Below are 13892 nucleotides of genomic sequence, written 5' to 3'. Positions count from 1 at the left end.
TGGTGGCGGTCCTGCCAGTGCTCGCTGCCTGCACGGATGGCTCAGATCGCCAGTTCACCTTGGCGCCTCCACCTGCAGAGGTGGAGCCGGAGGCAATGCCGTTCCAGGAGTTACTGGACCAGGGCATCGGCCGCTATCTCGGGCAGTACACACCCATGTTGTCGGAACAAAACGGCGACGTGGTCAATCACAGTTTTGGCGCCGGCGACGGGCCGCTGTGCCTGACCGGTGGCGAGTACACCATGGCGACCCGCGACACTGGCTCCGAAGACCTGGTAATTTTCCTCCAGGGCGGGGGTGCCTGCTGGTCGGATCTGTGTCTCTCTACCGAAGAGGCAGCGCCCGGTATTCCCCCCCTGGGGGTGCTCGACCCTGCCCGCGCGAATAACCCTCTGTCCGGCATGAGCATGGTCTATATGCCCTACTGTGACGGCTCGCTGCATGCGGGAGACCAGGACGTCGATACCGATGATGACGGCACTGCGGACCGTTTCCACCGCGGCCTGCACAATCTGTCGGCATCGCTTGATGTGGCAGTGAGCACCTTTCCCTCTCCCCGGCGGATCGTCCTGACTGGTGTCAGCGCCGGTGGCTTTGGTACTACCTACGCGCTGCCGCTGGTTCGCAGCCTCTACCCGGATGTCCCCATCGATTTGATCAACGACTCCGGCCTCGGCCTCGGCCGCATCGATCAGCCTGAATTTATCACCCGCCTGCTGACTGAGTGGAATGCCTCGGCCTTCTACCCCGAGAGCTGTGATACCTGCATTGGCGATGACGGACATATCACCGACTATCACAAGTACCAGTTGGAAGAGGACGCCAACCTCCGGCTGGGGATGATGAGCTATACCCGGGACACGGTCATTGCGGTGACCTTCGTGCAGGTGGGCGGCGAGGCGTTCGAGACGGCGTTGTTGGCGGAACTCGATGATCTTGAAACGGCCTATCCCGAGCGGGTCAAGACCTTTGTCGCGGAAGGCGCCAGCCACACTTTCCTTATCGGCAATCTGGAGCAGACCGCCGGCGGTGTTACCGTCGCTGATTGGGTGAGTTCAATGCTGGCGGGAGAAGGGTGGGACACTACCCGGGACTGAAGCGAGAGAGTCGGGGCCAACGATCCGCCGGCCCCGACCCGTCACGCAGCTACCTCACTCAGGGATCGCACTCGGGAGGCCGCGGCGAGAAGTCACACTCGTCTACCGGCGGGGAGGAACTGCAGGCGAAGGTCCGGGTGAACGGGCCGGAATCCCCCGCCGGGTTCAGGGTGATATTGATGCTGCCATCACCGCCATCGCCTCCCGTTTGCAGCAGGAAGCCGAAGGCACCGGGGGCGCCGCTGACCGGTACGGTCACTTCCCCTGTCGGGATCTCAACGGTGCACTCACCAATGGCATCCACGCTGATGGTGGAACCCGCGGGCGGCCGGTTGTTGAATATATCCGAGACATAGACGGTAAACACGTCTGTCTCATTGGCCCGGGTGGCAATGCCGCGGGTGCGGTTGTTCACCAGGATCATGGACCATGCCGGATCAGCGGATAGCGTCAGTACGGTCTGGTCGCGAACGTTGACCAGCTGGCGGCTACACCAGACACCATCGCCCTCCAGCGGGCACAGCAGGCCGTTGTAGACTGCGGCACCCTCGTTGGTGAAGGCGTTGACATCATTGAAATTGAAGCGGCGGTCATTGTTGAAGTCGATAAACGTCTCCTCGAAGCCGGAGATGCAGGCCAGGCTGTCCGGGTCGTCCTCGCAATCCGTCACCGGGTTGAACCGGCCGTCTTCGTTGTGATCAATGAACGCTTCGGTCAGGTTGGTGAACAGCGCCCGCTCATCCTGGTCCATGATGCCGTTGCCATTGCGGTCGATAAAGGGTTCCTCGCCGACCGCGTAGACCAGAACAGTCGAGCGGCCGCCGCGCACCGGGCCGAGGTCATCGGGGCAGGGGAAACCACCATTGACGCCGTTTGGCCTGCCGTTGTGGCTGGGGCAGCTGCCATAGGTTTCCGGGTCATCTATACGGACAATCCGGTCCGCAGCCTCGAACCCCGGTGTCCTGGGCTGACCGCTGGTCCAGAGTACGCTGCAGGAGCCGGTTTGCGGCGTGCCGGTCAGGCGTTGACCATTGGAGACTCCGGTGGAGCAGGACGGGTCAATCGTGCCGTATTCGGTGGTAAACGTGGCGGCAGTGCCGTCCGGTACCGGGTTGTTGAACTTGTCGGCCATCCTGACCGTCAGGGTTTTCTCAACACCGTCCACGGTGAAACCCTGCTCGACAACGAAGCCGCCTTCGACCGACAGGCTGATGGAGTTTTGGTCGGGCAGGCCGGTGCTGACGACCAGTACGTCGGAAACTGTCGACAGGGTCTGGCCATCGACTTCGATGCTGGCGATGACGCGGACCGGGGTGGGGATGTTGCCGGAGAAGACGATAACACTCGCTTCCCCATCCGCATTGCTGACGCCGGAAGACGGCGACAGCTGCAGTCCGCCGATATCCGTGGTAAGGGCGAAGTTCACCCGCACGCCACCGAGGGGGTTGTTGTTGCTGTCGATCACCCTGAACACCACGGTGGAAGATTCCTGGCGGCCGGGGCCACCACCGGTGCCCTTTAGGACGATGGTTTCGGGTGTCGCGCTGACGAAGCCGAGGCTGCGCGCAGCGGGGGTGGCGATGCTCACCACGCCAAGGGCCTGGCCAGAGCCACCCTGCAAGCTGGCCGTCAGGCTGTCCTCGCCACTGCAACCAACCGACGTGTAGGTGACGTTGATCTGGCCGGTGCTGGTGGTGATGGGGCTTGGTGGGTCCAGCTCGGCCTTGCCGGTGACAAGGCATTCGCTGCTGATTGCGATACTCTCTTCCGAGTCCACGCGCAGGCCGTCTTCGTCCACTATCGCGACCAGCAGCTGGGCGGACCCATTTGCAACCAGTTCCGAAGCGGGCTCAATGCCTATTTCGTTGGCGAAGAATGAACCGTCCTGGAAGTAGCCCAGGCGCAGGGGAGCAGGTACCACCTGGAAGGTGATTGTTGCCGTGACGGTGCCCGCTGGTGCATCTGCGCTCACGGTAATGGTACCGGCGCCGAGCGTGCCATCGGCCTGGAGTTGCAGTGTCGCCACCCCTTCGCTGTTGGTCAGTGCGGTGCCTGTATCCGGTGCAAATACGCCCAGGGTCGAGGATGCCGACACCACTGCGTCCGGGATCGGGGTGCCGCTGGCGCGGGTCCGGTTGACCTTCACCTGCAGGGTCGCCGGGGAAGTCGACGTCACCGTGCTGGTGGTGTTGCCGCTTGCATCCAGCAGCGCCAGCGTCAGGAACCAGGTAACATCATCGTCGCCAGGTTCCGGCAGAAAGCTGCCTCCGCCTCCACCACCACCGCCGCCGCAAGCAAACAGGGCCATAGACAGTGCGATTGCGACTGCGAATCGGCTGGTGAGAGTGGCAAACCGAGTATTCATTGTCTTCCCCTTGTGCCCGCTGTAGTGGAGAACGTCTTATTCTGCTACCGGACCTGTTCCCGGCAGACGCCAGCTGAACAAATCAAATCCCGCACAGGTTAGCACGGTTGCGCAAGCAAAACTCCATAAATAACATGATGATAGACACTTTTTGTGATATTTTGCACAAACAATGGAGGGTTCTGTCCCCGACCGTGGCTACGGCCTCTGTTCTCGCCCACCCAATATTCCAAGAGCGACCCGCTTTGGCAAGCACTTTCCTTGGAAAAAGGCGTGAAACCGCGGACTTCAGAGCCAGCCAGCCACCCCCAGCAGTTTCACCAGGCCGAGGCCGACTGCCACGGTGACCACAAGGACCCCCAGCAGGTTCGCGACCGGGCCGTTGGTCTGTTGCCCCAGCAGCGTCCGGCTGTTCATCACCAGCAACAGGAATACTGCGACCACCGGCAGGAGCAGGCCGTTGGCCATCTGTGCGAACAGGATTGCGGTCAGTGGCCTGGTACCCATGGCGGCGAACAGGGTGCCGGTAACAAGGACGGTCATCCAGACCAGGCGGAAGCCCGGGGCAGAGAGGTTGTTGCGCCAGCCCAGGGCGCCGCAGACGGCGTAGGCGGCAGCGAGCGGGGCAGTAATGGCACTGGTGAAGCCTCCCGCAAACAGGCCGGCAGCGAACACGTAGCCGGCCGCCGGTCCCAGCAGAGGCTCCAGTTGCCGCGCCAGGGAGCCGCTTTCAAACGCCAGTCCGGTGCTGAAGAAGGCCGCCGCGGCGGTACTCATGATGGCCAGCGTTATCAGTCCACCCAGCCCTATGGCCAGACCGCTGTCCAGCCGAGACTCGCGGATGGCTTGATCAACGGGTACCGTGGCCGGCCATTTCTCGCGTACCGCATTGGCGTGCAGGAACAGGTTGTAGGGGACGACCGTGGTGCCGACCAGAGCGATGACGACCATCACCGAGCCCGTGGGCAAGCTGGGGCGCAGGAGACCCGGCAGCAGTTGGTCGGCGGCGGGAGCCACCACGATGGCGGTCAACAGGAACACAATGCTCATGGTGAGGACCAGCAGGATCAGCGTACCCTCCAACAGCCGATAGCGGCCACTGGCCAACAGCAGGCCGGCGCTGCCCCCGATTACCAGCGCCCAGACGCCGTCTCCGGGATTGGCAACATTGTTCAGAGCGAGGGCGGCTCCCGCAATATTTCCGGCCTCATAGGCGGCGTTGCCGAAGCCTACGGCCGCCACGATCAGCAACACTGCCAGCCTCCCAAACAGGGGGCTGTGGAAGTGGCCGCGCATGGCCTCGGCGAGGCCTTCGCGGGTGACGAGCCCCAGCCGCGCGCTCATTTCCTGCAGCACCAGGGTCGCCGCGACGGAGAACAGCAGGGCCCAGAGCAGGGCAAAGCCAAAATGGGCGCCGGCGCTGCTGGCGGTGGTGATGGTGCCGGGGCCGATGAAAGCGGCCGTGACCAGGAGGCCCGGACCGAACCGGGAACGACGTGCGGAGCCAGAGCTGTTCATGGGAGAAGGGCCATTGCCGAACCGAAGCAGTGATAGTAGCAGTACCGGGCTAGGTTGTGACCCGGGCCTGCTGCTACCATGCCGTACGATGAACGCAACACCCGCCCCTGCGCCCGCCCTGTGTGTGTCTGTGGTCCTGTACCGCAGCGATCTTGCGCGCCTGGCGGAAACCCTGGGCACGCTGCTGCGCGCGGTGGATGAAGCCCGCGCAGCAGGGGTTGTCGGAGCCGTGACCCTGGTTGTCGTCGACAACTCCGTTTGCGTCGAGTATCACCGCGAACTTCGGGAGCAGCTGGCGCGACAGCCCTGGGCGGAGGCCGGGATACACTGCGAAGTGCTGGCGATGCCGTTCAACAGTGGCTACGGAGCCGGTCACAACGCAGGCCTCAGGCCTCACACTGGCGATGTGTTCCTGGTACTCAATCCCGATGTGGCGATGGCAGACGACGCCCTGCGCGTGGGGCTGCAGTATCTGGGTGACCATCCACAGGTGGTGCTGGTGTGCCCCCGCGGCGAGGCCGGCGATGGCAGCCCGGCCTACCTCAGCAAGCGCTTGCCCAGCGTCCTGGTGCTGGCCCTGCGGGCCTTCGCGCCCAGCTGGTTGCAACGGCGGTTTGCCCGGCGCCTGGCCGACTATGAGATGCATGAGCTGTATGTGGCCAACCGGCCATCGCCAGTGCCCCTGGCCAGCGGCTGTTTCATGCTGGTTCGCGCCACCGCACTGACCGCAGCAGAGGGGTTTGATGAGCGCTATTTTCTTTATTTCGAGGACTTCGACCTGTCCTTGCGTCTGGCCCCGCAGGGAGTGGTCGTCTGTCTCCCGAGCATGAAGGTGCGCCACTATGGCGGCGGCAGTGCGGGCAAGGGCTGGCGCCATCGCTGGTGGTTCCTGCGGTCGGGGGTGCGTTTTTTCAACGCGCACGGCTGGCGTTGGCTCTAGCGCCTTCCCGGGCAGGCTCCGGCATGGTCCCGCTGCGGAAAGCTGGTAGACTTGCCGCTGAGCCTGCCCCGGAGCTGTAATGTCGACCGTTCGCGAACTCCACAAACTTGCTTGCCTGGATGCCCTGGGGCTGCAGCTGCTGGTGGCGCGAAAGCCCCTGCCCGGCGCGGCGCCCAGCGTACCCGGGGCGAGGATGACCCGGGCCACAGTGGTCCCGGACCCCAGGCCGCCCGCCACCCCCCAGCCTGCCGGCGGACCCGGCGCCGGCCCGATCGGGCGCGCACCCGCCATGGCGGTGCCCCGGTTGGATGCCGGGGGCGAGTCGCCCGTACCTGCGGTGACCAGCCGGGCACAGGTGGCGGATGCGGCGGCTGCGCCGGCCACTACGCCGGTGTTGCACATGGCGGCGGTGGTGGCCGGAGGCTGCCTGTGGCTGGACCCGCTCCCCGGCTCCGAGCCGGCGCCGGATCGGCTGCAGCTTATCCGGGCCATGGCGTTTGCCCTGGTGCGCAGGCAGGAGACTCCACAGCTGACGCGTTTTGACTGGCCCGTGCACAGCAATCGCCAGCTGGACCTCAGTGCCAGCGCAGCCGCGGCCGCCCTGACCGGTTTTGTCCTGCGCCAGGTTCAGGATCGTGAGTGCCGGGCGCTGGTGTTGCTGGGGCCCGATGCGGGGGAGCACCTGCTGCAGCCGGAACTGGATGGAGTCCCCATTGTGCTCTTGCCCGCTACCATGGAATTGCTCGCCAAGCCGCAGTCCAAGCGTGACGCCTGGCGGGCACTCGCCGCCCTGGGCCGGTAGCTGTGGCTGCTATCCGGCCCGGTGCGCCGGCCGATGCTGCACAGATGGCGCGACTGGATGCGGCGTCTTCCCCCTGGCCCTGGTCCGAAGCACAGTATCTCCGCAGCTGCACACCTGTGGCCGACAATCGCGAGCGGGCCCTGCTGCTGGAAGCTGAAGGCAAACTGCAGGGCCTGGTAGTCTTTGCCCGGGAGTTCGACGACGGCAGCATTTACAATATTGTGGTCGCCGCCGCCACCCGGCGTCGCGGCTATGGGCTGCTGCTGCTGCAAGCGGCCGTCGATGCGCTGGTGGCAACCGGCGCCCGCCGCTGCCTGCTGGAGGTGCGCAAGTCGAACACGGCTGCCCGCCGCCTGTATGCAGCCTTCGGGTTTGAGGTCGACGGTTTGCGGCGCAACTATTATCCCCTGCCAGCGGGCCGGGAGGATGCCATCCTGATGTCCCTGGATTTGTGAGGAAGCTATGAACGTGCTGGAAACCGAGTGGTGGTCGATGGCGCTGGCGCCTGAGTGGTGGGCCGATGTCGCAGAGGACGGCACGGTCCTGGTGGGCGATGAAGACGATGTCGGCTGCCTAGAGATCACTACCCTGCACAAGGAGCAAGGCGCCTTCGACAGCCGGGAGCTGCTGCGTATTGCAGAGGCAGAATCGTCGGCACCGCAGCGCTGGCAGAAGGCAACTTGCGGGGACTTCAGCGGCTGGCAGGCGGCGTTCACCGAAGAGGGCGCCGCCGTGCGGGAGTGGTACCTGGCCGCGGGGTCGCTGCTGCTGTTTGTCAGCTACAGCTGCGACCTGGATAACCGGGGTATGGATGATGCGGCGGTGGACGCCCTGCTCGACACCCTGGTGGCCGTGGACGCCGGCCCGACCTGAGCTTTGTCCCGGTCAGGTGATGGTGCCGGTGACCCTGACCCGCTTGGCGCCCTTGACCGGCTCGCTTTTGAGCGCATCCTGACGCCGCTTGATCTGCCGGTCCACGAGGTTTTTGCCGGCGATCAGCAGCCCGGTAAAGATAAACGCTCCCGGCGGCAGGATGGCGAGCAGGAAGGGCTGGTAGTCGGCTACCAGTACCAACTCCCAGCTGGCGGCCGTGGGCCCCAGCAGAAGCTCCATGTCGGCGAACAGCGCCCCGGTGCCCAGCAATTCGCGCAGGCCACCCAGTAGCACCAGCACTACCCCGAAACCCAGGCCCATGAGCAAGCCATCATAGAGCGCGGGCCCGATAGAATGCTTGCTGGCAAAGGCATCGGCCCGGCCGAGGATGGTGCAGTTGGTGGTAATGAGGGGCAGGAAAATCCCCAGGATCTGGTACAGCTCGAAGGCGAAGGCCTGCATCAATAGCTCCGCACAGGTGACAGCGGAGGCGATAATCATGACAAATACGGGCAGGCGAATCGCGTCGGAGACCACATTGCGGATCAGCGATACCGCGGTATTGGAGCAAACCAGCACCAGCGTGGTGGCCGCCGCGAGGCCCAGGGCGTTGACAACGCTGCCGGTCACGGCCAGCAGCGGACAAAGCCCCAGCAACTGCACCAGCGCCGGGTTGTTCTTCCACAGCCCATTGAGAGTCAGTTCGCGATAACTCGGTGTGCTCATGGCGTTTCTCCTGCAGCTGCCGGGCTGGCGAACAAGCTGCCCCGTTCGCTCTCGACATACTGCAATGCCCGCAAGACTGCCGCAACCACGGCCCGCGGGGTAATGGTGGCGCCGGTGAACTGGTCGAAAACGCCGTCGTCCTTGCGCACAGCCCAGCGGGCGGGCAGCGGATCGGTGAGCGAGCGGCCGTCAAAGTCCAGCAGCCAGTCCGATTTCTTCAGGTCCACCTTGTCGCCCAGGCCCGGGGTCTCCCGGTGGCTGAGTACCCGTACGCCGGCGATACTGCCGTCGGCATTTACCCCCACGATGAGCTCGATATCGCCACTGTAGCCATCGCGGGCCACAACCGGCACGATCACAGCCACCGGTTCTCCCCCCTGCCGCGCGATATACAGCGGTCGGTCTTCACGCAGGCCCAGCCCGTGACTGCCCGCCGCCAGCAAGCGGGTGTCGTCGAGCATGCTGTTGTCGTGTCGCTGCCGGGGAACGATCTCCAGCAGTGCTCGCTCCTCTGCCTTGCGTCGCTCTGTCGCGATGGTGTCTCCGGTCAGCAGCCAGGTGCCGGCGATCAGGAATGCGGTGAGCAGGGCGAACAGCGCCAGCAGAGCGCTGTTGCGGGTGATGGAACCCAGGATGCGCATCAGGGCTGCCCTCCACTCTTGCGGTGGCCGTAGCTGCGGGGCTGGGTGTAGTGGTCGATGAAGGGAGCGGCAAAATTGGCAATCAGCACCGCGAAGGCCACCGCATCGGGGTAGTTGCCCCAGGCCCGGATCAGGTAGACCAGCACGCCGATCAGGGCGCCGAACACCAGGCGTCCGCGCACGGAGACTGCCGAGGACACCGGGTCTGTGATGATGAAGAAGGCGCCGAACATGGTGGCACCGCTGAGCAAGTGAAACAGCGGCGAGCCGCCGCTGGCAGAGCTGCCACCATCGTGGAACAGGGCGGCCATCAGGGCCAGCGCGCCGAGCATGGCGAGCGGGGCGTGCCAGCTGAAGATACGCCGGTAGAGCAGCCAGGCCCCGCCGGCCAGAAACGCCAGGTTGGCCCACTCCCAGCCGATGCCGGCCCAGCGCCCGAACTGTGCCGTCTGCTGCCAGAGATCCTCCAGCAGCAGACTGTCGTTCTGGCGCAGAACATCCAGCGGCGTTGCCATGGTCACGCTATCGTAGCTCGCGGGCAGGAAGCAGGCCTGCAGGGCCTGCCACAGGCCTGGCACTTCCGCCAGTCCACGCGGTGGTGCCCAGGCGGTCATCTGCATGGGGAAGGAAATCAGCAGGACCACATAGCCGACCATGGCGGGATTGAAGGGGTTGTAGCCCAGGCCGCCGTAGAGGTGTTTGGCCATCAGTACGGCGGCGGCGATACCGACGGTGATCAGCCACCAGGGTGCGTAGGGCGGCAGGGCAATGCCCAGCAGCACCGAGGTGACCAGTACACTGTAGTCCTTCAGGTAAAACCCCGGGGAGTGACCGCGCAGGGCGAGTGCCAGTGTCTCGCAGGCGACCCCCACGAGGCAGGCCCAGAGCACGTTCACCAGGGTACCGAAGCCAAAGAAATAGGTCAGCACCCCGATCCCGGGCAGGGTGGCCAGCAACACCTGGCGCATTACCGAGCCGGTGCTGGTGGTGCCGTGGGCGTGGGGGGAGCTGATCCTGATCAGCGTCATCAGCGGGTCTCGCTCTCAGTCGCGCCGGCCGTCTCGGCTTCCGCTGCGGCGAGCTTGCCGCGCAGGCGCGCAACGGAGGCCTCCAGGGCGGTGATGATCTTGGCGTCCTCGCCCGCTTCCAGCCCCTGGGCCAGGCGCTGCTCCGACTTGGCCAGTTTCTGCCGCAACGTCTCCAGAGGCGCTGCCCCGGAGGCCGGGGACGCTGGCTCGCCGCCGGCTTGCTGGGCGGCTTTCTTCGCTTTGGCGCGTTCGATCGCCGCCTGGATTGGGTCCTCGCCACCTCCTGCCGCGGCCAGCTGTGCCCGCTTTTCTGCCGCCTGCTTGCGTGCCGCCCGTTTGGCCTCGCGCTCTTCCTCTTCGCGCGCGATCCTGGTCTGGCGGGCCTCGAAACGCAGCCGGGCCTGTTCGGCCCGCTCGTGATCGCGGCGCAGCTGCAGAATTTCCGCTTTCGACGCGCGGTAGTATTGCACCAGCGGGATATGGCTGGGGCAGACCCAGGAGCAGGCGCCGCATTCGATACAGTCGAACAGGTTGTGTTGTTCCAGCTTGTCGAATTCCTTGCCCTGGGCAAACCAGAACAGCTGCTGTGGCAGCAGGCTGGCGGGACAGGCCTGGGCGCAGAGCCCGCAGCGGATGCAGGATTGGGCGGGCGGCGGGGCCGGCAGCTCGGAGACACTGGGCGCGAGCAGGCAATTGCTGGTCTTTACCACGGGTACCCGGGTGCTGGCGAGAGTGAAGCCCATCATGGGGCCGCCCATGACCAGGCGCTCGCAGCGCCCGGGCTGGAACCCGGCGAGGTCCAGCAGATATTCCATGGGAGTGCCCAGCAGGACCTCGAAATTCTGCGGCCCGGCCACCGCTTCCCCGGTCACTGTGGTGATCCGCGAGAGCAGCGGTCGCCCGCGCAGAATGGCATCGCTGATCGCCACCGCCGTACCGACGTTCTGGCAGACAATGCCGATATCTGCAGGCAGGCCGCCGCTGGGCACCTGCTTGCCGGTAAGGGTCTCGATAAGCTGCTTTTCGCCGCCGGAGGGGTATTTGGTGGGAAACGTCACCACCTCTACACCTGTGCCGGCAGCGGCCGTCTCCAGGGCGGCGATGGCCGCTGGCTTGTTGTCCTCGACTCCGAGCAGTACGTCCTCTGGCCGCAGAATGTGGCGCAGGATCGCGATCCCCTCGAGAATCTCCGTCGCGCGCTCCTGCATCAGGATGTCATCGGCAGTGATATAGGGCTCGCATTCGGTGCCATTGATTATCAGGGTCCTGATCGATGCCCCTGGCTTGCCCGCCAGCTTGACCGCCGCCGGGAACCCGGCTCCGCCCATGCCGGCGATGCCGGCGTTGCGAATCAGCTCCAGCAGCTCCGTGGCCTCGCAGTCGCGGAAGTCCGCCACCCCACGATGTTCGATCCACTCATCGCGCCCATCGCAGTCGATGACAATGCAGGGTGCGCTGAGGCCGGACGGATGCGGTACGGGCCGATCCTCTATGGCCGCGACGGTCCCGCTGCTGGGTGCATGCAGCGGCACGCTCACATAGCCGCTGGCCTCGGCGATCATCTGGCCTTTGCGTACCCGCTCACCCACCTGGACCAGCGGTCGCGACGGCGCACCGATGTGCTGGGACAGAGGCAGGGTTAGTTGCGGCGGGATGCCCGCGCTACGGATTCGGCTGCGCAGGGACTGGTGTTTGTTTTCGGCGGGGTGGATCCCGCCGTGGAAACCGTAGACTCGCCTCATGCCGCACGCTCGGCGGGTTCGCTGTCGGTCGCGATGATGTCGAGGTTGCGGCTGGCCGGCTCCGGCAGGCGCCAGTGCCAGGCCTGCAGGCCGGCCGCCAGAGGAATCATGTCTATGCAGTCCACCGGGCAGGGTTCCACGCAGAGGTCGCAACCGGTGCATTCGCTGACAATGACCGTGTGCATCTGCTTGGCGGCGCCGAGGATGGCGTCCACCGGGCAGGCCTGGATGCACTTGGTGCAGCCTATGCACTCGTCCTCGCGGATGAAGGCGACGGACTTGACCTTTTCCTCGCCGTGCTCGGCGTCCAGCGGCGGCGCTTCCACATCCAGCAGGTCCGCGAGGGCCTGGATACCGGCTTCCCCTCCCGGGGGGCATTTGTTAATGGCCTCGCCATTGGCAATGGCCTCGGCATAGGGGCGGCAGCCGGGGTAGCCGCACTGGCCGCACTGGGTTTGCGGCAGTACGGCGTTGATCTGGTCCACGATCGGATTGCCCTCGGTGCGGAAGCGCACGGCGGCAAATCCCAGCAGCGCGCCGAACGGCGCACCCAGTCCCACCAGCGCGACCAGCGCGGCAAGCAGGGGATGTTGCGCTATCAGCTCCACCATCGCCCTACACCAGCCCCGCAAAGCCCATGAAGGCCAGCGACATCAGGCCCGCGGTCACCATGCCGATGGCGGCGCCGCGGAACGGTTCCGGGACATCGGCGACGGCGAGCCGCTCGCGCATGGCCGCAAACAGGACCAGGACCAGGGAGAACCCGAGGGCCGCGCCAAAGCCGTAGAACAGTGCCTGCAGAAAACTGTGGTCGCGGTTGATATTGAGCAGGGCCACGCCCAGTACGGCGCAGTTGGTGGTGATCAACGGCAGGTAGACCCCGAGCACGCGGTACAGCAGCGGGCTGCTCTTGCGCACGACCATCTCGGTGAACTGCACCACCACTGCGATTACCAGGATGAAAGAGATGGTGCGCAGGTACTCAAGGCCCAGCGGCTCCAGCAGCAGGTAGTAGGTCAGGTGGCTGCAGGCGGAGGCCAGGGTGAGGACAAACGTGGTAGCCATGGACATGCCCATGGCGGTTTCCAGCTTGTTGGAGACGCCCATGAACGGGCACAGTCCCAGGAACTGTACGAGAACGAAGTTGTTGACCAGGATAGCCCCGATCAACAGGATGGAATAGTCAGCCAGCACGGTGTCATTGTCAGGGAGTCTGCCAGGTTTCTCGCAATGGTAAGTAGTTATCTCCCGGGAAACAATCGCCTGTGGGGGATAAGCTTATAATCATTAGTCCGCCGGGGTCAGGCGAGCCCGGTTTTGGCCTGTTCCGCACTGGCGCCCAGCATCGATTCCACGGCGGCCGGGTCTACCCGGGTCAGCAGTGGCTGGAACGGTGCCAGTTCGTGTCCGAGCAGCGGTCCGTCCAGGGCCGTCCAGTCCAGGGAGCACAGCAGAAACGCCTCGGAGCGCTCTGCCATGGCCGGCAGTACGGGTTTCAGGTAGGTCATGAGGACCCGGAACAGATTGATCCCCATGCTGCAAACCGCGTGGACTTCCTGCTCGCGGCCTGCCTCCTTGGCCAGAACCCAGGGCTTTTGCTCGTCGATGTACTGGTTGGCGCGGTCCGCCAGGGCAACGATGGCGCGTATGGCCTTGCTGAACTCCCGCTGCTCGTAGGCGCTGGCAATGGCCTCGCCCTGGTCGAGGAAGGCCTGCAGCAGGGCGGGTTCCGCGCAGCTGCCGGCGGTGGTGTTGTCAAAGCCCTTGCGCAGGAAGCCGGCACAGCGGCTGGCAATGTTGACGATCTTGCCGACCACATCGGCGTTGACCCGCTGCACGAAGTCCTCCAGGTTGAGGTCGATGTCATCGACGGCGGCGCTGAGCTTGGCGGCGAAGTAGTAGCGCAGGTACTCGGCGTCCAGGTGCTCCAGATAGGTACCGGCCTTGATGAAGGTGCCCCGACTCTTGGACATCTTGGTGCCGTTGACAGTGAGAAAGCCGTGGGCGTAGATGGCGGTGGGTGTGCGCAGGCCCGCAGAGTGCAGCATCGCGGGCCAGAACAGGCCGTGGAAGTTGATGATGTCCTTGCCGATGAAGTGGTACAGCTCGGCGTTGGCGTCCGCCTGCCAGTAGCTGTCGAAGTCGCAGCCGGTGCGCTGG

14 protein-coding genes are annotated in these 13892 nt (G+C 65.0%); 5 read left to right on the top strand and 9 right to left on the bottom strand.

Annotated elements, in window-relative coordinates:
- Positions 1-1097 (top strand): pectin acetylesterase-family hydrolase (locus RJQ10_RS07505; RefSeq protein WP_350145194.1); only part of this gene is annotated, 1097 nt, incomplete at its 5' end.
- A gap of 58 nt (positions 1098-1155) precedes the next feature.
- Here RJQ10_RS07505 and RJQ10_RS07500 read toward each other — a convergent pair.
- Positions 1156-3462, bottom strand: coding sequence for an Ig-like domain-containing protein (locus RJQ10_RS07500; RefSeq protein ID WP_350145192.1), 2307 nt, complete (start codon positions 3460-3462; stop codon positions 1156-1158).
- A 288-nt stretch (positions 3463-3750) separates the two neighbouring features.
- On the bottom strand, positions 3751-4980 hold the full coding sequence (locus tag RJQ10_RS07495) for an Nramp family divalent metal transporter (RefSeq protein WP_350145190.1): 1230 nt from the start codon (positions 4978-4980) through the stop codon (positions 3751-3753).
- Between the two features lie 88 nt (positions 4981-5068).
- Here RJQ10_RS07495 and RJQ10_RS07490 point away from each other — a divergent pair, with 88 nt between their 5' ends.
- The 4 genes from RJQ10_RS07490 to RJQ10_RS07475 all read left to right on the top strand — a co-directional run bounded on the left by RJQ10_RS07490 (position 5069) and on the right by RJQ10_RS07475 (position 7595).
- Positions 5069-5920, top strand: a complete 852-nt coding sequence (locus tag RJQ10_RS07490) for a glycosyltransferase (protein WP_350145188.1) — start codon at positions 5069-5071, stop codon at positions 5918-5920.
- Between the two features lie 79 nt (positions 5921-5999).
- Positions 6000-6722 carry a hypothetical protein gene (locus RJQ10_RS07485; RefSeq protein ID WP_350145186.1) on the top strand — a complete coding sequence of 241 codons (723 nt, stop codon included), beginning with the start codon at positions 6000-6002 and terminating at the stop codon, positions 6720-6722.
- A 44-nt stretch (positions 6723-6766) separates the two neighbouring features.
- The gene (rimI, locus tag RJQ10_RS07480) at positions 6767-7177 is read left to right on the top strand and encodes a ribosomal protein S18-alanine N-acetyltransferase (RefSeq protein ID WP_350145184.1); all 411 of its coding nucleotides are present in this window, start codon (positions 6767-6769) and stop codon (positions 7175-7177) included.
- A gap of 7 nt (positions 7178-7184) precedes the next feature.
- Complete coding sequence (locus RJQ10_RS07475; protein WP_350145182.1) at positions 7185-7595, top strand: hypothetical protein; 411 nt, start codon at positions 7185-7187, stop codon at positions 7593-7595.
- Positions 7596-7607: 12 nt separating this feature from the next.
- Here RJQ10_RS07475 and RJQ10_RS07470 read toward each other — a convergent pair whose 3' ends face one another.
- The 7 genes from RJQ10_RS07470 to RJQ10_RS07440 all read right to left on the bottom strand — a co-directional run.
- Positions 7608-8321 (bottom strand): electron transport complex subunit E, encoded by a 714-nt coding sequence (locus RJQ10_RS07470; RefSeq protein WP_350145180.1) that lies wholly within the window; start codon positions 8319-8321, stop codon positions 7608-7610.
- Complete coding sequence (gene rsxG, locus RJQ10_RS07465) at positions 8318-8962, bottom strand: electron transport complex subunit RsxG (RefSeq protein WP_502880220.1); 645 nt, start codon at positions 8960-8962, stop codon at positions 8318-8320. Before rsxG ends, RJQ10_RS07470 begins: the two co-directional genes overlap by 4 nt.
- On the bottom strand, positions 8962-9990 hold the full coding sequence (gene rsxD, locus RJQ10_RS07460; protein ID WP_350145178.1) for an electron transport complex subunit RsxD: 1029 nt from the start codon (positions 9988-9990) through the stop codon (positions 8962-8964). Before rsxD ends, rsxG begins: the two co-directional genes overlap by 1 nt.
- Positions 9990-11732: an electron transport complex subunit RsxC gene (rsxC, locus tag RJQ10_RS07455; RefSeq protein WP_350145176.1), complete on the bottom strand. Its 1743-nt coding sequence runs from the start codon at positions 11730-11732 to the stop codon at positions 9990-9992. The genes rsxD and rsxC overlap by 1 nt, the downstream gene beginning before the upstream one ends.
- A complete protein-coding gene (rsxB, locus tag RJQ10_RS07450) occupies positions 11729-12343 on the bottom strand; it encodes an electron transport complex subunit RsxB (protein WP_350145174.1) in 615 nt (204 codons plus the stop codon). The genes rsxC and rsxB overlap by 4 nt, the downstream gene beginning before the upstream one ends.
- Before the next feature lie 4 nt (positions 12344-12347).
- Complete coding sequence (gene rsxA, locus RJQ10_RS07445) at positions 12348-12926, bottom strand: electron transport complex subunit RsxA (RefSeq protein WP_502880219.1); 579 nt, start codon at positions 12924-12926, stop codon at positions 12348-12350.
- A gap of 107 nt (positions 12927-13033) precedes the next feature.
- Positions 13034-13892, bottom strand: an 859-nt coding sequence (locus RJQ10_RS07440) for a class I tRNA ligase family protein (protein WP_350145172.1), incomplete at its 5' end; no start/stop codon positions are given.

It is taken from the genome of Haliea sp., assembly GCF_040222615.1.
In the GTDB taxonomy this organism is placed as follows: Bacteria; Pseudomonadota; Gammaproteobacteria; order Pseudomonadales; family Halieaceae; genus Haliea.
The sequence above is the reverse complement of the archived record's forward strand: the minus strand, read 5'-3'. Positions and strand labels throughout refer to the sequence as shown.

What these genes read in the sequence shown, in the direction of transcription:
- RJQ10_RS07500 (WP_350145192.1), bottom strand. Translation starts at nt 3,462, where the DNA reads ATGAATACTCGGTTTGCCACTCTCACCAGCCGATTCGCAGTCGCAATC.
- RJQ10_RS07495 (WP_350145190.1), bottom strand. Translation starts at nt 4,980, where the DNA reads ATGAACAGCTCTGGCTCCGCACGTCGTTCCCGGTTCGGTCCGGGCCTC.
- RJQ10_RS07490 (WP_350145188.1), top strand. Translation starts at nt 5,069, where the DNA reads ATGAACGCAACACCCGCCCCTGCGCCCGCCCTGTGTGTGTCTGTGGTC.
- RJQ10_RS07485 (WP_350145186.1), top strand. Translation starts at nt 6,000, where the DNA reads ATGTCGACCGTTCGCGAACTCCACAAACTTGCTTGCCTGGATGCCCTG.
- rimI (WP_350145184.1), top strand. Translation starts at nt 6,767, where the DNA reads ATGGCGCGACTGGATGCGGCGTCTTCCCCCTGGCCCTGGTCCGAAGCA.
- RJQ10_RS07475 (WP_350145182.1), top strand. Translation starts at nt 7,185, where the DNA reads ATGAACGTGCTGGAAACCGAGTGGTGGTCGATGGCGCTGGCGCCTGAG.
- RJQ10_RS07470 (WP_350145180.1), bottom strand. Translation starts at nt 8,321, where the DNA reads ATGAGCACACCGAGTTATCGCGAACTGACTCTCAATGGGCTGTGGAAG.
- rsxG (WP_502880220.1), bottom strand. Translation starts at nt 8,962, where the DNA reads ATGCGCATCCTGGGTTCCATCACCCGCAACAGCGCTCTGCTGGCGCTG.
- rsxD (WP_350145178.1), bottom strand. Translation starts at nt 9,990, where the DNA reads ATGACGCTGATCAGGATCAGCTCCCCCCACGCCCACGGCACCACCAGC.
- rsxC (WP_350145176.1), bottom strand. Translation starts at nt 11,732, where the DNA reads ATGAGGCGAGTCTACGGTTTCCACGGCGGGATCCACCCCGCCGAAAAC.
- rsxB (WP_350145174.1), bottom strand. Translation starts at nt 12,343, where the DNA reads ATGGTGGAGCTGATAGCGCAACATCCCCTGCTTGCCGCGCTGGTCGCG.